A 16,437-nucleotide genomic window follows, 5' to 3' on the forward strand; every position below is an offset into this window, starting at 1 on the left:
CAGTGCCGCAACCCGGCGCCCCGTCCTCAGTCCGATTGGCCCATACGAAGATCGAGGGCATCCGCGATACGTGTGCGGGAGGTGGTGACGTAGCGCCATTTGCCGCCGCCGGGGTCGAGCCAGGGGGGTGCCTTGAGCTGGGGAACGCCTCGGAGCATGCGGATCTTCCAGCCGGAGGTCTCGATCGTTCGATGGTGGAACCAGCAGAGAAGCACCCCGTTATCGGTGTGGGTATCGCCGCCGAAGGCGTCCGGGATGACGTGGTGGATCTCGCTCCAGCTGGCCGGGATCTGACAGCCGGGGATGATGCAGCCGCCGTCCCGGGCGGAGATCGCCCGGCGTTGCTCCCGATTGAAGCAACGGTCGGGCACGCCGAGGGAGCAGATCGCGTTTTCGTCGCCGAAGACGACGGGCTGGATGCCGCCGGTGCAGACCTTCTGCTTCACGGCCCGCATTGAGAGCGGCGTCTCGATGCCGTCGATCCAGCCCACTCCCTGCTCCTGAAGAAGGTCTTTCTGCCGGACGGTGACGAGAACGGTCGGGGCGGCGCCTCCGATGGTGGGGGCCTCGGCGCTGCGCGCCGCGACGTCGAGGATGACAGCGAGCACGTCGTGCCGCCGCTGGTCGAAGGTGCGATCGTCGCGCTCAAGCACCGACCGTTCCAGCACCGACCGTTCAAGCACCGACCGTTCGAGTTCTTCCTGCGCCTGCTCCGGGGTGAGGAACGCGACCGGGGCGGACTTGGGCGAGAGATACGCGTCGAAGAGGCGCTGCAGCTGCCCGCCGATCTCGGGCAGCAACCGCCCCGAGACCGGGATCGTTCCGCCCCGTTCGCGCCCGAGCCGGAGCCCGCGTTCCTGGAAGGCACGCTCATCGTCGGGGCGGGCGCCGTCGGGATCGAGCACCGACTTCCACACCGAGGCCTGCAACCGGATCTCATCGGCCGTGGCCGGCACGCAGGTGTCCATGCTCTGGCCGGTCGCCGCGGCGACGAGTTCGGTTTCGGCCAGCTGGACGTTTTCGAGGTTTGCGCGGTTCAGTGTCGGAGTGAGGGAGCCGAGGATGGCTTCGGCCGCGTCGAGGCCGAGCGCCCCGGTGGCCAGGCCCGCCGCGGTCGCCGGGAACTTCGGCGGCAGAGCCTCGCCGATGATGGAGTAGTCGGTGCGCACCTGCGACCCGAGCCGCATCCGCCGGTTCGCAGTCGACCCGGACACCAGGGTCATCCGCTGCACCAGCTCCGACGGGGTGCGGCAGCCCTTCTTCGCCGAGAGCCGCCCGGTGCCGAGCTCGAATCGGGACCGGTCGGCGATCTCCGCGGCCGCCGCCACCCGCAGTGCATCGACCCGACGGCCCGCCGCCTCGATCGCCGCGGTCACCATCAGCAGCCCGTCGTCGCCGAAGCCCCGCACGTCCGAACAGCGCAGCGCCTCACCGATCTGCGCGGTGGCCACGGCCAGCGACGCGAGCGCATCCGCACCGTCGGCGGCGGCCGATCCGGCGGCTGACTCAGGGGCTTCGGTGGGGGTGTCCATACGTTAAGTCTCCGCCGAACCACCGACATTCCTACCGACAAAGCACCGGTCAGCCGCATTTTCTGTGGATAACTCCGGCGGGTTGGCGCCTGTGGAGGAAGGGCAGCCGCGGACTCCGGCACCAGTCCGCTCCGACACCACCCCTCAGGGCGCCAGCAGGATCTTCCCCACGTGCGCCGACGACTCCATCCGCCGGTGCGCATCCGCCGCCGACGAGAACGGGAATCGGCTGTCGATCACCGGGCGGAAGGCTCCGGATTCGACCCAGGGCCAGACATCCGTTCGGATGCCGCGCATGATCGCGGCCTTCTCCTCGAACGGGCGCGAGCGCAGCGTGGTGCCCCAGTACCGGCCCCGCTTCTGCATGAGGTGGAACGGGTTGAAGCTCGCGTTCTCGCCGCTCTGGTTGGCGATCACCATGATGCGTCCGCCCATCGCCAGCGCCGCCACATTGCGCGCCGCGTACGAGCCGCCGATGATGTCGAGAATCACGTCGGCCCCGTGCCCGTCGGTCGCGGCCGCGATTTCGGCCGGGAAGTCCTGCTCGCGGTAGTTGATCAGGATCTCCGCCCCGAGGCTGCGGCACACAGCGAGTTTCGAAGCCGATCCGGCCGTCACGGCCACCCGCGCGCCGGCCAGCACGCCCAGCTGGATCGCGGTCGTGCCGATGCCGCTGGCGCCGCCGTGAACGAGCAGCGTCTCGCCGGCGGTCAGGCCCGCGCTCATGAACACGTTCGACCACACCGTCGCCAGCGCCTCGGGCAGCCCGGCCGCCTCGACGAGGTCGAGCGAGTCCGGAACCGGCAGCGCGAGGTCCTCGTGCACCACGGCCTCTGTGGCGTAGCCGCCGCCGGCGAGCAGCGCGCACACCCGGTCGCCGACCGCGAACTGCGTCGCCTCGGCCCCGACCTCGGTCACCACACCCGACACCTCGAGCCCCGGCCACTGCGGCGCCCCGGCCGGCGACGGGTAGCGCCCCTGCCGCTGCGCAACGTCCGCGCGGTTGACGCCCGCCGCGGCCACCTGAATCCGGATGTCCCTGGCGCCGACAGGCAGATCGTCCACTGTGGCGAGGGAAAGGGCTTCGGGCCCGCCGGGGGCGTTCACGAGGATTGCGCGCATGCGCTCATCCTACGAGCGTCCCACTCGCGGTCGTCGAGTCGCACCGGTGGTCGAGCCGGTCGAGACCCGCCGCGACGCTGGCCGAATCGCGAAGGGCCGGCGAAACGACGAACGTCGTCTCCCCGGCCCCAGCTCCTGGCCTGCGAAGTAGTAGCTAGTTCGCCGGTTCGGTGACTGTGTTGCTCTGCAGGGTGACCGCCGTCTGCGCCAGCAGGCGGCCGTTGATCGATGCGCCGGTGTTCATGGCGATCATGGTCTTGCTCAGGATGGTGCCCTCGAAGTGGGCGGTCGTGCCCAGCGTCACAGCGCCGGCGGTCTGCCAGAACACGTTCTTGGCCTGAATGCCGCCCACGAGGGTCACGTTCTTGGCCGGCGCCTGGTCGATGTTGCCGGAGACCTGGAAGACGAAGACGTCGTCCGGGCCCCCGGAGAGTTTGACGTCGTTGGAGATCGAAACGTCGGTGCTCCACTTGTAGAGGCCCGGGACGAGGGTGCGTCCGCCGATCTCTCCGGCACCGAGGTTGACGAAGTCCGGGTTCACGCGACCGGCCGCATCCGTGTACGCAATGCCCATGTCGCCGACGGCGGTCGTGAGCAGCGTGGCATCCGTGACCGCACACGGCGGGCCGGCGGCGTCAACCGAGTAGATGGTGCCGGTCACCTCTGGGCAGCTCAGCAGGATGGCGGCACCGGTGATCGGGCTCGACCCGACGTTGCCGGTGACGGCCGAGGAGGGGACATCCGTCACCCCGGTCTGTGACAGGATCGCGAAGGTGCCGGCAACGCCGAGGGCGACGGGCGCCTGGGGGGTGGGGCTCGCGACGGCTGCTCCGCCGAGGCCGGCGCTGCCGACTCCGACCACCGCGATGGCCACCAGGGCAGCCAGAAGCCGTTTGCGCGGGGTGGATAGAAGCTGGAATTTGGTCATGGTGCTCTCCCTCTCAATGGACCCGCAGGATGCGGATTGGGCAGGGCCGCGGTGGGCGCGGTCTCCGATGCTGCACATCGGGTTTCTGGGCGTTGGCCACCTGCGCCCCTGGCCTGATTCACCCAAAGAAAGAGAGCCCCCGGTCCCACGATCAACGGGCGTCCACCACGCACTCTTGTGTGCACGCCCCACGGGACCGATTCCAACGAATCGAATCTGTCTACCCCAACAGTAGGGGTGTCCCGGCTGCCCAGCGTGAAGCCCGGAGGCGTGTTCTCCTGACGTTCACCCCGGTGGTCGAGCCCTCGGTGGTCGAGCCCTCGGTGGTCGACCCAGGTTCACCGGACACCCCTCAGCGAGAGCGAAGAACCGCGAGCGCCTTCTCCGATAACGGGGTGCCGGCTCGCTTTGCCGCATAGAGCGCGGCGCCCACGACGGGGCTGAACAGGGGTGGGCGCAGGTCGTAGTTCGGATTGTCCGCGACCAGGGCGTCTTCGAAGCCCCGGCGAATGAACTCCGCGTTGAACATCCCGCCCGAGTACGACACCGGGACAAGGTCGTCCACGCCGAAGCCGAGCTCGACACGTGTGGTTTCGACGATCGCGGCCAGTTCAACGCACGCGTCGGTCAGAATGCCGGCCGCAACGGCGTCACCCTGCAACTCCGCATCGACGACCGTCCGGGACAGGTCGGCGATATCGCTTCGCCGGCCCTGCCAGCGGTCGACCACGATGTGGATCAGGTCGAGGTCGCTCGTCACGCCGACCCGCGACTTGATCGCGTCGTACAGGGGGCCGCGGGGGAGCCGGCCATCACTCATCCGGGTGAAGGCGTTCAGGCCTCGGATGGCGATCCAGTACGCAGAGCCTTCGTCGCCGAACAGCTCGCCCCATCCGCCGGCTCGATAGCCCAGGCCGTCACGCTCTCCATAGGTCATGGAGCCGGTTCCGCTGATGACGTTGATGCCGTCGATGCCGCCCAGTGACCCGGCCCAGCCGCAGACCATGTCGTTGTCGCAGGAGTACCGGTCGTGGCCGAGAACGTTACGGGGAAGCGCGTTCAGGGTTTCGACGTCGTCGCTCGCCTCACCGTAGCCGGGCAGACTGAAGAAGGCTTGACGGATGTCCGTTGGTTCGACGCCCGCAGAGCGGCACACCTGGCCGACACCGTCAGCGAGCACCCGTTCGACGAGCTCGATTCCCTCGGTGAAGTAGTAGCAGCTCTGCGTTTGTGCCTCGGCCAGAATCTGTCCCGAGTCGTCGAGGAGCACGAAGGCGGTTTTCGAGCCGCCACCGTCGACGCCCAGGAACAGCGTCACGGCCGGGCGCTCGCGCCCGCGGTTTCGCCCGCGGCAGGCGCCAACGGGTGGATGGTGACGCCCTGGACAACGCGGTTGACGTCGCCTCCGGGGAACGGGTTGTCTGCTGTCGTGCCGAGCTCTAGGGCGAACGACAAACCCAGGATCTGTGCCACGACGACGTAGCCTACGGCAAGGTACGCGTCGTTCAGGCCGGCCAGCCCCTCGAGAACCCACGATTCGCCGAGCGACGCAGGCAGCGGCTCTGAGGCGATCGCGATGACGCTTTCCGGCTTCTGGGTTGAGCGGAGCTCGGCGATGATGTCCAGGTCGTACTGGCGGGTGTACGGGTCCGATGACACGTAGACGAGCACGAGCGTGCGGTCGTCGAGCACGGCCTTGGGGCCGTGGCGAAAGCCCAATGCGGAGTCGAAGTAGGTGACGACCCGGCCCGCGGTGAGCTCCAGGAGCTTCAGGGCCGATTCGCGAGCCAGGCCGGTCAGCGGGCCGCTTCCCAGGTACACGATCCGGTCGTATCCGCCCGCGGCGAGCTGGCGGATCGCCTGCTGCCGGGACTGGATGACCTGCGTCGCGGCGGCGGCGAGGGCGCTGACTGCTGCGTCATTCTCGCCCCCCAGGATGAGCAGGCACGACAGCAGCATCGACGTGAAGCTCGAGGTCATCGCGAACCCCTCGTCGTTGGAGCGCTCGGGCATCAGCACGGTCATGGACTTCTCGCGACCCTCGTGCTCCCGGTAGAGGCCGCCGACCCGGTCGCAGGTCAGCACCAGGTGGCTCACGTCGGTGAGGCATTCGTCGGCCAGGCGGGTTGCGGCGATACTCTCCGGGCTGTTGCCCGATCGGGCAAAGGAGATGAGCAGTGTGGGCAGATCCTCCGCGAGAGCGTCCCGCGGGTTCGAGACGATGTCCGTGGTCGCGAGGGCGTCGACGCGACGGTCGAGAAGCCGGGAGAGGGCCGGAGCCGCGATCTGCCCGACGAAGGCGGACGTGCCGGCTCCGGTCAGCACGATGCGCAGATCGGGGCGGGCCAGCAGCGGCGCGAGGAATGCATCCAGATCCTGGCGCAGAGCCGCGATCGCGGATGCGGCCTCGCCCCAGACCTCGGGCTGCTGGAGGATCTCGCGGACCGTGGCTACAGAGCCGGGGCCGGGGGTGAGGACGCCGGGTGAGGTGAGCGGACTAGTCATTAGTAAATACTGCGACATACTGCGTGCTTCACGCAATATCACGAGCGTTTTGGCGCTAAAGTGGGCACAAACAATGCGCATTTGAGACAAGAAAGCGAATCATGTCCACTGACGGCTACTTCGAAGCCCATCCTCGCGCAGTATCCGCGAAGCGCTCCGACCGGATGCGAGCGGTCCTGTCCGCGCTTCAGGAGCAGAACACAATGTCCCTGGCCTCTCTCGCCAGGGACCTCGGGGTGTCGGCCGCGACTCTCCGGCGGGATCTGGCCGACCTCGACGAGCAGGGCCTTCTCGTGCGCACCCACGGAGGCGCCCGCGCATTGGAATCCCACAGCGAGATTCCGGTCCGGCTTCGCGACACCCAGTTCAGGGAAGCCAAACAACGTATCGCCAGGCGCGCGGTCGAAATGATCCCCTCCGGCCCGTATGCCGTGGCGATCAGTGGCGGCACCACCACGGCGGAGGTCGCCAGGGCCCTCGGCAATCGCGCGGAGTTGACGATCGTGACCAACTCGCTCACGACCGCTTTGGAGTGCGCGGCGCGGCCCCAGCTCAAGGTGATCATCACCGGCGGGGTCGTGCGGTTGAGTTCGTTCGAGGCCGTCGGGTCACTGTCGGAGAACACGTTCAAGGCGATCAACGTGGGCACGGCCATCCTCGGCACCGACGGCATCACGGCCGCCGGCGGGGTGACGACGCACGATGACACCGAGGCCCGCACGAACAACGCGATGGTCGCCAGCGCCCAGCGAGTGATCGTGGTCGCGGACGGTTCGAAGGTCGGGCGGGTGACCCTGGCGAAAATGGCGGACCTGTCCCAGATCAGCGACTTGATCACCGACTCGAATGCAGACCCGGTCGAGCTGGAGCGCATCGCCGACGCCGGCGTGCAGGTGCACGTCGTCGATCTCACCGGGGCGCGGCCGTCACGCCTCAAGCAGGCGAAGGCCGCCTCCCCGGACGCTTAGCCGGCCCCGGCTACTTCACGCTTCCGGCGAGCAGCCCACTGACGATGTACTTGTTCAGGATCAGGGCGATGGCCGCGGGAACGGCGATGGCGATGATTCCGGCGGCGCTGAGCAGCGAGAAGGGCACGACGTGCCTGCCCTGCAGCGCGGCGATGACGACAGTCAAAGGCTGCGTCGACAGGTCGCTCGACAGCACGAGCGGGAACAGGAACTGACCCCACGCGAACAGGAACGTGATGATCGCGGTGGAGATGATTCCGGGCAGCGCCAGGGGAATCACGATGTGCCACAGGATCTTCATCCGGCTGGCGCCATCCATGGTGCCGGCTTCCTCAATGGCCAACGGAAGACTCGACATGTAGTTGTAGAGAATCCAGGTCGCGAGCGGGAGGAACCCCGAGACGTACACGAGCACGATGCCCGTATACGTGTTCACGAGGCCGAATGTGCTCAGGATGCGGTAGATCGGGATCAGGGTCGTGTACGCCGGGAATGCCATCGTGGCGAGCACGGCGTAGAACAGGATCTTCCCGCCCCGGAACTTCATCCGGGCGAATGCGTACGCCGCGAGCGTCGCCAGCACGACGGTGATCACGGTGGCCAGCGTGCACTCGATCAGGATGTTGATGGAGGACTGGCGAATGGCCGCTGCGGTCTCACCCTCGCCGGTGAGCAGCGCCAGGTAGTTGGACAACGTCGGAGTGGGCGGAACGTAATTCGAGGGCTTCGAGCTCACCTGGGCATCCGTTTGAAGGCTGGTGTTCAGCGCCCAGTACACGGGCACGAGCGACCAGATCACGATGAAGGCGACTCCGAACCATCGGAACCAGTGCGGACGGCGATTCATCAGTACTCCACAGGGCGGTAGACGAGCTTGAGAATTCCGAGCGACAGCACCAGCGTGACGATCGTGATGATGAGCGACAACGCGTATCCCTGCCCGAAGTCAAGGTTTTGGAAGCTGATGAAGTAGGTCTGCATGGTGACGGATGCTCCGGTGCTGGCAGCACCGTTGAGAATGTAGGGCTGGTCGAAGATGTTGAGGGTCGCGATCACCGCCTGCACCATCGCGATGGTGATGCCCGGCGCGGTGAGCGGCAGGGTGACCGACCAGAACACCTTCCACGGCGACCCGCCGTCCAGGCTCGCGGCTTCATAGAGTTCATCGGGGATGTTCTGCATTGAGGCCAGCACGAGCAGGGTGGAAAGCGGGGTGATCTGCCAGACCTGCACCATCTCGATGGCCAGGATTGTCATGAATTTGTTCTGGCCGAGGAAGACCTGGTACGTGTCGATCAGGTGCATGGAGGTCAGCAGGCTGTTGACCAGGCCGGTATTGCTGTCCCAGATGTTGCTCCAGATGATCCCGTTGACCACGCCCGGGAGGGCCCAGGGCAGAATCAGCACGGCGATGAGCAGGGAGCGACCGAGGAACTTCTTGCGCAGGATGACCGCGAAGAACACCGCGAGCACCGTCGACAGGATGACGCCGACGAGCACGTAGATCACCGTGTTGCCCATGCTCGAGAGCACGCCGGCGTCGTTGAACAGGTTGACGAAGTTTTCAAAGCCGTTGAACCGCACGGGCGGATTCAGCGCCTGGTCCTTGAAGAACGAGGCCACGATCGTGAAGAGCGCGGGGATCAGGGCGAGGCTGATGATGAAGAGTGCGAGCGGGGTGACGAGGGCGTAGGGCAGGATGTCGAATCGGCCGCGCCGTTTGGCCCCGGGGGACGCGAGCTTCGCGCGTCCCCCAGGGCCTACGACTGGGGCGTTCTTGACCCGGGTATCAGCGTTCACCGTTGCGTTTCGGGTCGGGTTGCGCGTCGGGTTCGGGTCACGAGCCGCTTGAGAGCTTGTCAGCGGTGTCGGAGATCGCCTTCATCGCATCCTTGACGCTCATGGAGCCCGCTGCGGCCGCGTGCAGGTTGGTGTTGACCGCTCGGGAGAACTCCGGGTACCAGGCGGGCGCACCCTCGGGGAAGACCGGCCGGGCGCTGTCCTTCAGGATCGAGGTCAGCACGTCTCCGCCGGCCAGCTCGCCATCCGCGGTGAGCTGCTCGATGGCGCTCAGGCGGGAGGGGAGGAAGTAGCCGGGGAAGACGTTGTCGGGGCCTTCGCCGCCCGCGAACCCGTACTGGGCCTTCTGGGAGGTGAACCACTCGATGAACTTGGCGGCCGCTTCCTTGTACTTGGCGGTGACGGGGATCCCGATGCCGTCCGGGTTGCTGACGTTCGGCCCGACACCGTCGACGCCGGGCGTGGGCAGGTAGGTGACCTTGCCGACGACGCTGGACGTGTCGGGGATGTCGTAGAGGCTGCCGACGTTGCCGGAGTAGTCAGCGAACGTGGATGCGACGCCGCCCTTGGCCATGAGCGTCTGCTGGCCCTGCGTGTCGCTCACGTTGATGTTTCCCGGGGGAACGAGCCCGGACTTGACGCCGTTGACCATCCACTCGGCCGCCTTGTAGCCGGCGGAATCGGGGTCAGAGAACTGGGGCTTGCCGTCGCCGTCGAGAACGGTTCCACCGAAGGCGGCCGTGGTCTGGTACCAGTATGTGGACAGCCCTTCCGCAGCGGCGAAGGGGATGTTCAGGGGGTGCTCGGCTACGCCGCTCGACTTCAGCTTCTCCAGGTCCGCGGTGTATTCCGCGATGGTGGTCGGCATCGTCGTGATCCCGGCCTTCTCGAACATCTCCGTGTTCACCGTCGTGGTGAGGAAGGAGGCGTCGAAGGGGATTCCGACAACGTGCCCGTCCGACACGAAGGAGTCCAGCTGCGGCATGTCCTTCTTGTAGGACTCCGTGTCCAGGTAGTCCTCGAGGGGCTCGAACCACTTCAGCGTGCCCAGCTGCCCGACCCGCGACCAGTCCACGTCTGTCGCGTCGGCGAAGTACGTCTTGGCGGCCGATGAGGCAGCGATCTTGGTCTGGAGGCTGTCCCAGTCGATGGTCGACCACTTGACCTTGATGCCCGTGTCCTTGGTGAACTCGGCAAGAGCGGCCTTGGGCGGCGGAGCCGTGAACAGGGCGACGGTGATCGTCACGCCTTTGGTCTCTGAGGAAGACTTGTCCGCGGCAGGTGAACAGCCGGAGAGGCCGAGGCCCAGGATCGCCACACTCGCCAGGACTGCGCCCGTCCGTGTGTGTTTACGCAGTGAAGCCATTTCAAACCTTCCGTTCCTGGAAAGCGCGGAAAGGCGCTCACCGCTGGTAACCGACCCATGACGATGCTGTCAAGTGAAATGACTGTGCCACACAGTGCGCACTTACGCAAGAAATGTGCATAAAAACTGCTCACTTCAACCAGGGGTCGGTCAAAATGAACGGTTGCGCGGAGTCGGACCGCTCGTCCCGGCCGGTGGTCGAGCCCGTCGAGACCTGCCCTTGACACCCTGACAGTCCAAGCAACACGGGGTCTCGCCTGTCCTCCCGGCGGTCATCGCGCCGGCTAGAGCGTGCCGAGCCTGAGGCGCGTTCGGGCAGCAGGCGCACTGACAGTCCCGCCCGAGGGCGTCGCGAACGTTGTACCCGCCGGCGATGCGCTCGATCCAACTCGTCCCCCGAGCTACTACGACGACACCTATGCCTATCTGATGCGCTGCGGCCTGACGCCCTTGGGTCACGGCCGATAACCACTTGGGGGCGGGCGCGCTTGTCGCTCCCCGAACTGGCGGCTGGCGGCCGGGCCGCCCGCACCAGTACGGTCAACGCATGCCGACTGATCTCACGTTCTTGCTGTTCCTCGGAGTCTTCGCGGTCGTTGCGGCGCTCTACCTCGCGTGGAACATCCGCTCTGGCCGTCGCAAGGCAGCAGCAGTCGCGGCGAGGAAGTCGAAGAACAGGACTGGACCGGTCTGGATGACCGAGTACGGGACGCATCCGCTCGATCTCGACTAGACGTGCGGCGACAAGTCCCAGTCCTGAGACCGCCTATCGCTCCCGGGAGTGCGGAAGACCTCAGCGCTGCGAATCATCGACCGGGATCCACCGGCATCCGACCACCGCAAAATCGCAGACCCTGCGGTGGTTCGATGTGCGCATCCTGCTCAGTGAAACTACGATGGGTTGAGCAAGGGGCCTCCACGTTTACCGCCGGATCGGCAGGCCCGATCAGCGAAGATCAGAGCACTTAATGGAGGCGTTTCTTTTCATGTCGTCAGAATCCACCCGCACGGGTCAGTCCCCGACGGGTAGCGAGCTCGAGGCCTTCATCGCCGACTACTACGAGCACCTGGCGGGTGAAGACGCCCAGGCCTACGACGTGAACGTTCTGCGCGCACGGGCCAGCTACCACTGGCAGGTCGCGCGCAACCGCCGGCCGAAGACGGCGAACGTCGAGATCCGCAACGAGTCCGGCCGCAGCGTCGTCTACATCGTCACCGACGACATGCCGTTCCTCGTCGACTCGGTTAACGCCGAACTCGTGCGCCAGCACTCGGCCATCCACCTGGTCGTGCACCCTCTCCTGGCGGTCACCCGCAACCGGGTCACCAACGACCTCATCGACGTCAACCGGATTCCGTCCAGCGTCGGCATCTCCAGCGGCGACACCTCCGCGATGCCCGACATCTCCCACCTGCTCGGCAACGAGGACGACTCCCCGCACCTCGAGTCCTGGATCGCGATCGAGATCGACCGCGCCACCGACGAGCAGCAGGGCAAGCTCATCGCGGGCCTCACCCGGGTGCTCAGCGACGTGCGGGCCGCCGTGGAGGACTGGCAGCCGATGCGCGCGAAGTCCGTGCTGATCGCCGACGCGCTCGGCAAGGTCGCCCACGCCGAGGGCATCCCGGACCTCAACCAGACCCAGGAACTGCTGCGCTGGCTCGACCGCGACAACTTCACCTTCCTCGGCTACCGGGAGTACGACCTGGGCACCGTCGACGGCGAAGACGTGCTCACCATCCGTGACGGCAGCGGCCTCGGCCTGCTGCGCTCCTCCGAAGACGGCCACCAGATCCAGCACCTCACCGAGGCCGGCCGCCTGATGGCGCGCGAGCGACGCGCCCTGGTGATCACGAAGGCCAACTCGCGCTCCAGCGTGCACCGCCCCGCCTACTTCGACTACATCGGCATCAAGAGCTTCGACGAGAACGGCAACGTCAACGGCGAGCAGCGCTTCATCGGCCTCTTCGCCGCCAGCGCGTACACGAGCTCCGTTCGGGCCGTGCCGATCCTGCGCGAAAAGGTCGACGCCGTGATGTCCAAGATCGGCTTCCCGGTCGGCTCGCACAGCGACAAGGACCTCCTCGGCATCCTCGAAACCTACCCGCGCGACGAGCTGTTCCAGATGGATGTCGACGCCCTGGTCACCACGGCCCTCGCCATCCAGCGCCTGCAGGAACGCCGCCGCACCCGCCTCTTCCTGCGCCCCGACATCTACGGCCGCTTCATGTCCGCGATGGTCTTCCTGCCCCGCGACCGGTACACCACGGCCGTGCGCCTGCGCATCGAGAAGGAACTGCGCGAGACCTTCCACGCGGAGTCCCTCGACTTCGAGGCCCGGATGACCGAATCCGCCCTGGCCCGCCTCTTCTTCCGCATCCGCCTGCCGAAGGATGCCCAGGTCGCGGGCGTCGACGCCGTCGCGCTCGAGCGCCGCCTGGTCATGGCCGTGCGTGCCTGGTCGGAGGGCATCACCGAGGAACTCCGCGAACACCGCTCGCTCGATGAGGCGGAGCACCTGTCCGGCCTCTGGGCCGAAGCGTTCCCCGACAGCTACCGGGTCGACTACGAGATCGAGGATGCGCTCGAGGACATCGGGAGGTTCGAGGCGTGCGCGACCGCGGCGACCGCGTCCGAGGCATCCGGCGACGGGCCCGCGGCGCCGGGGCTGTACGTGTATCTGCCGGATGCGTCGCGTGACGAACCCGAGGCCGAAGACGCCCGGGTCAAGCTCTACATGATGGAGTCGCAGAGCCTCAGCCAGATCCTGCCGTACTTCCAGAACCTCGGCCTCGAGGTTCTCGACGAGGTCCCCTTCGAGATCGAGACCTCCGACGGGCGCGACTTCTTCCTCTACGACCTGGGCCTGAACTACCCCGCCGGCGTCGACCCGGTCGCGACCGGCCGGCTCCTGGCCGACTCGTTCGGCGCGGCCGTGCGCGGCGCCGTCGAATCGGACGGCCTCGACCGCCTGGTGCTCCGGGAGGGCATGGCCTGGCACCGGGTCGTCATCCTGCGCAGCTACGCCAAGTACATGCGCCAGATGGGCAACACGAACTCCTACGAGTTCGTCGCCGACACGCTGCTCGCCAACCCGGCCGTCGCCGGCGGCCTGGTGTCGCTCTTCGAGGCGCGCTTCGACCCCAAGCTGACCGACGACGAACGCACCGTCGGCCTGGCGCACGTGCGCGCCGAGCTCACCGCCGCCATGGAGCAGGTCGCGACCCTCGACGCCGACCGCGTGCTGCGCACCTTCATCGATCTGATCGAAGCGTCGCTCCGCACCAACTTCTTCCAGCAGAAGCCGTACCTGAGCATCAAGCTCGACCCGACCCTGATCGAGTCGCTGCCGTTCCCGCGGCCGAAGTACGAGATCTGGGTGTACTCGCCGCGCGTCGAGGGCGTGCACCTGCGCTTCGGCAAGGTCGCCCGCGGCGGCCTGCGCTGGTCGGACCGCCGGGAGGACTTCCGCACCGAAATCCTCGGCCTGGTCAAGGCACAGACGGTCAAGAACGCCGTCATCGTGCCCACCGGCGCCAAGGGCGGATTCTTCGCCAAGAAGCTCCCCGACCCCGCCGTCGACCGCGCGGCCTGGATGGCCGAGGGCGTCGAGAGCTACAAGACCTTCATCAGCGGACTGCTGGACCTCACCGACAACCTGGTCGCCACGGCCGACGGCGAACAGGTCGTGCCGCCGGCCAGCGTCGTGCGACACGACGACGACGACTCGTACCTGGTCGTCGCCGCCGACAAGGGAACGGCATCCTTCTCCGACATCGCCAACGGGCTGGCCGCCGACTACGGCTTCTGGCTGGGCGACGCTTTCGCCTCGGGCGGCTCGGTCGGCTACGACCACAAGGCCATGGGCATCACGGCCCGCGGCGCGTGGGAGTCGGTCAAGCGCCACTTCAGCGAGCTCGGCGTCGACACCCAGACCGAGGACTTCACCGTCGTCGGGGTGGGCGACATGTCCGGCGACGTGTTCGGGAACGGCATGCTGCTGTCGGAGCACATCCGTCTCATCGCGGCCTTCGATCACCGGCACATCTTCCTGGACCCGAACCCGGATGCCGCGGCCTCCTTCGCCGAACGCCGGCGGCTCTTTGACCTGCCGCGTTCCTCCTGGGGCGACTACGACGAGGCCCTGATCAGCGCGGGCGGCGGGGTCTATCCGCGCCACGCCAAGGTGGTCCCGATCTCCGCCGAGGTGCAGGTGGCGCTCGGGCTGCCGGGCGGCACGACGAAGATCAGCCCGCCGGAACTGCTCCGCGCCATCCTCACGGCGCCGGCGTACCTGCTCTACAACGGCGGCATCGGAACCTACGTCAAGGCGAGCAGTGAGACGGCCGCGCAGGTTGGCGACAAGGCGAACGACGCCATCCGTGTCGATGGCCGGGAGTTGCGCGTGAAGGTCGTCGGCGAGGGCGGAAACCTCGGGATGACCCAGCTCGGTCGAATCGAGGCGGCCCTGAACGGCGTCATCCTGAACACCGACGCGATCGACAACTCCGCCGGGGTGGACTGCTCCGACCACGAGGTCAACATCAAGATCTTCGTCGACCGGATGGTCGCGGCGGGCAAGCTCGACGCAGCGGAGCGGACCGAGTTCCTCGCCTCGATGACCGACGAGGTCGGGCGGCTGGTGCTGGTGGACAACGTTGACCAGAACATCCTGCTGCTCAACGACCGGGTGAAGGTCGTCAACTGGAGCCCCAGCTACGAACGGCTGATGGACTGGCTGGAGGCATCCGGCGATCTCAAGCGCGACCTCGAGGCGCTGCCGACGACGGCGACGCTGCGGGAACGGCTGGAGCAGGGGCAGGGCCTGACCTCGCCGGAGCTGTCCGTGCTGGCCGCCTACGCCAAGATCGAGCTGGCCACGGCGCTGCGGGACAGCGACCTGGCCGACGACCCGTGGTTCGGCAAGACCCTGCGACGCTACTTCCCGAGGCAGCTGTCGGAGCGTTTCGACGCCGAAATCGACACGCATCCGCTGCGCCGTGAGATCATCGCCACGGTCGTGGCCAACGACATGATCAACCTCGGCGGCGTGACCTTCGCCTTCCGCACGATGGAGGAGACCTCCGCGAACCCGGCCACGATTGCGCGGGCGTTCGTCGCCCTGCGCGAGGTCTTCGAGCTGGACATCATGGTCGGCGAGCTCAACGCGCTGCCGTCGTCGTTCCCGACCGAACACTGGTCGGCGATCCACCTCGACATCCGTCGCCTGCTCGACCGTGCCGTGCGCTGGCAGGTCAACCAGGGCGGGTCGCCCGCCGTGGCGGAGGTCGTCGCCCAGTACAAGCCGCAGACCGACGTCATGCGCGCACACCTCGTGGACTACGTGCAGGGCGAGGACCTCAAGCGCATGCACTCCCTGCTGCAAACGGCGAAGGACTGGGGCGTTCCGGAGGATCTCGGACGCCGGTGGATCGAGCTCTTCGAGGCCTTCGCGCTGCTGGACGTGGCCAAGATCGCCACCCAGGCGAAGGCGCCGATGCAGGATGTGGCCGCGGTGTACTACACGGTCTACGACCGCTTCCGGGTGGACAACCTGCTCGAGCGCATCACGGCGCTGCCGCGCAAGGACCGCTGGCAGGCCCTGGCCCGCGCGGCCCTGCGCGACGATCTCTATTCGACGGTGGCCGATATGACCACGCGCGTGCTGGAATCCACGGCTGCCGGCACCGCGGAGGAACGCATGCTCGCCTGGGAGGCCCTCAACGCGGAGCAGCTGAGCCGGTCACGGAGCGTCTTCGAGGAGGTCAACGCCCTCGGACGCGACGACATGGCATCCCTCTCGGTGGCCCTGCGCCTGATGCGCTCCGTCGTGCGCCGCTGACCCGCCGTAGCCCCTGCACGCCCCCGCCCACCCTGGATTACCCGCCCCGAACGGTGGCCAACTCAGGAGAATCGGGTGCGCCGCGGTTTCCGGCCGCGGAAACACGCGGTCGCGCCTGGCGCGACGACGGAATCTCCTGAGTTAGCCACAGGCCGGCGCGGCCACCACGGCCCCGGCTGGGCATCGCCTCCCATGGTGGCTAATTCAGGAGAATCGGGTACGCAGTGTCATCCGGGCCCGGAAACACGGGGTTGCGTGCGGCGCGACAACGGAATCTCCTGAGTTGGCCACGCGTCAGCGCGGCCACCGGTGAGCGGCGCCGGCAGGGGATCTTAGCCCGCAGCAAAAAACCGGCCTACCCGTCCTGCCGGAC

The 16,437-nt window shown here is 67.2% G+C and carries 11 protein-coding genes; 3 read left to right on the forward strand and 8 right to left on the reverse strand.

The genetic code is table 11. The features are described 5' to 3' along the window. Positions 1-26: 26 nt before the first annotated feature. The 5 genes from BLQ39_RS00315 to BLQ39_RS00335 all read right to left on the reverse strand — a co-directional run bounded on the left by BLQ39_RS00315 (position 27) and on the right by BLQ39_RS00335 (position 6,087). Positions 27-1,532, reverse strand: a complete 1,506-nt coding sequence (locus BLQ39_RS00315; protein ID WP_092321096.1) for an HNH endonuclease signature motif containing protein — start codon at positions 1,530-1,532, stop codon at positions 27-29. Positions 1,533-1,676: 144 nt separating this feature from the next. Further along, positions 1,677-2,654 (reverse strand): NAD(P)H-quinone oxidoreductase, encoded by a 978-nt coding sequence (locus BLQ39_RS00320; protein ID WP_092321097.1) that lies wholly within the window; start codon positions 2,652-2,654, stop codon positions 1,677-1,679. A 154-nt stretch (positions 2,655-2,808) separates the two neighbouring features. Then, positions 2,809-3,582 (reverse strand): ice-binding family protein, encoded by a 774-nt coding sequence (locus BLQ39_RS00325; protein ID WP_092321098.1) that lies wholly within the window; start codon positions 3,580-3,582, stop codon positions 2,809-2,811. 352 nt (positions 3,583-3,934) lie between these two features. Beyond that, a complete protein-coding gene (locus BLQ39_RS00330) occupies positions 3,935-4,900 on the reverse strand; it encodes an N-acetylglucosamine kinase (protein ID WP_198417122.1) in 966 nt (321 codons plus the stop codon). Continuing rightward, positions 4,897-6,087: an SIS domain-containing protein gene (locus BLQ39_RS00335; RefSeq protein WP_092321099.1), complete on the reverse strand. Its 1,191-nt coding sequence runs from the start codon at positions 6,085-6,087 to the stop codon at positions 4,897-4,899. Before BLQ39_RS00335 ends, BLQ39_RS00330 begins: the two co-directional genes overlap by 4 nt. A 101-nt stretch (positions 6,088-6,188) precedes the next feature. Here BLQ39_RS00335 and BLQ39_RS00340 point away from each other — a divergent pair, with 101 nt between their 5' ends. Continuing rightward, positions 6,189-7,055 carry a DeoR/GlpR family DNA-binding transcription regulator gene (locus BLQ39_RS00340; protein WP_092321100.1) on the forward strand — a complete coding sequence of 289 codons (867 nt, stop codon included), beginning with the start codon at positions 6,189-6,191 and terminating at the stop codon, positions 7,053-7,055. Between the two features lie 10 nt (positions 7,056-7,065). Here the strand turns inward: BLQ39_RS00340 and BLQ39_RS00345 are convergent, their stop codons facing one another. Genes BLQ39_RS00345 through BLQ39_RS00355 form a run of 3 tightly spaced genes read right to left on the reverse strand, consistent with a single transcriptional unit; the run spans position 7,066 to position 10,101 of the window. Further along, positions 7,066-7,902, reverse strand: a complete 837-nt coding sequence (locus BLQ39_RS00345; RefSeq protein WP_092321101.1) for a carbohydrate ABC transporter permease — start codon at positions 7,900-7,902, stop codon at positions 7,066-7,068. Next, positions 7,902-8,855 (reverse strand): carbohydrate ABC transporter permease, encoded by a 954-nt coding sequence (locus BLQ39_RS00350; protein ID WP_092321102.1) that lies wholly within the window; start codon positions 8,853-8,855, stop codon positions 7,902-7,904. Before BLQ39_RS00350 ends, BLQ39_RS00345 begins: the two co-directional genes overlap by 1 nt. Before the next feature lie 37 nt (positions 8,856-8,892). After that, entirely contained in the window at positions 8,893-10,101 is a 1,209-nt protein-coding gene (locus BLQ39_RS00355) for an extracellular solute-binding protein (protein WP_167738583.1), read from the reverse strand. A gap of 667 nt (positions 10,102-10,768) precedes the next feature. On the opposite strand from BLQ39_RS00355, the gene BLQ39_RS00360 reads away from it, so the two are divergent. Then, positions 10,769-10,954: a hypothetical protein gene (locus tag BLQ39_RS00360; RefSeq protein ID WP_092321104.1), complete on the forward strand. Its 186-nt coding sequence runs from the start codon at positions 10,769-10,771 to the stop codon at positions 10,952-10,954. Positions 10,955-11,207: 253 nt separating this feature from the next. Beyond that, complete coding sequence (locus BLQ39_RS00365; RefSeq protein WP_092321316.1) at positions 11,208-16,064, forward strand: NAD-glutamate dehydrogenase; 4,857 nt, start codon at positions 11,208-11,210, stop codon at positions 16,062-16,064. Positions 16,065-16,437: the final 373 nt, after the last annotated feature.

Source organism: Cryobacterium psychrotolerans (assembly GCF_900101115.1).
GTDB classification, from domain to species: Bacteria; Actinomycetota; Actinomycetes; order Actinomycetales; family Microbacteriaceae; genus Cryobacterium; species Cryobacterium psychrotolerans.

Excerpts from the sequence above, each read along its gene's own strand:
- BLQ39_RS00315 (WP_092321096.1), bottom strand. The coding sequence starts at position 1,532 with ATGGACACCCCCACCGAAGCCCCTGAGTCAGCCGCCGGATCGGCCGCC.
- BLQ39_RS00320 (WP_092321097.1), bottom strand. The coding sequence starts at position 2,654 with ATGCGCGCAATCCTCGTGAACGCCCCCGGCGGGCCCGAAGCCCTTTCC.
- BLQ39_RS00325 (WP_092321098.1), bottom strand. The coding sequence starts at position 3,582 with ATGACCAAATTCCAGCTTCTATCCACCCCGCGCAAACGGCTTCTGGCT.
- BLQ39_RS00335 (WP_092321099.1), bottom strand. The coding sequence starts at position 6,087 with ATGACTAGTCCGCTCACCTCACCCGGCGTCCTCACCCCCGGCCCCGGC.
- BLQ39_RS00340 (WP_092321100.1), top strand. The coding sequence starts at position 6,189 with ATGTCCACTGACGGCTACTTCGAAGCCCATCCTCGCGCAGTATCCGCG.
- BLQ39_RS00345 (WP_092321101.1), bottom strand. The coding sequence starts at position 7,902 with ATGAATCGCCGTCCGCACTGGTTCCGATGGTTCGGAGTCGCCTTCATC.
- BLQ39_RS00360 (WP_092321104.1), top strand. The coding sequence starts at position 10,769 with ATGCCGACTGATCTCACGTTCTTGCTGTTCCTCGGAGTCTTCGCGGTC.
- BLQ39_RS00365 (WP_092321316.1), top strand. The coding sequence starts at position 11,208 with ATGTCGTCAGAATCCACCCGCACGGGTCAGTCCCCGACGGGTAGCGAG.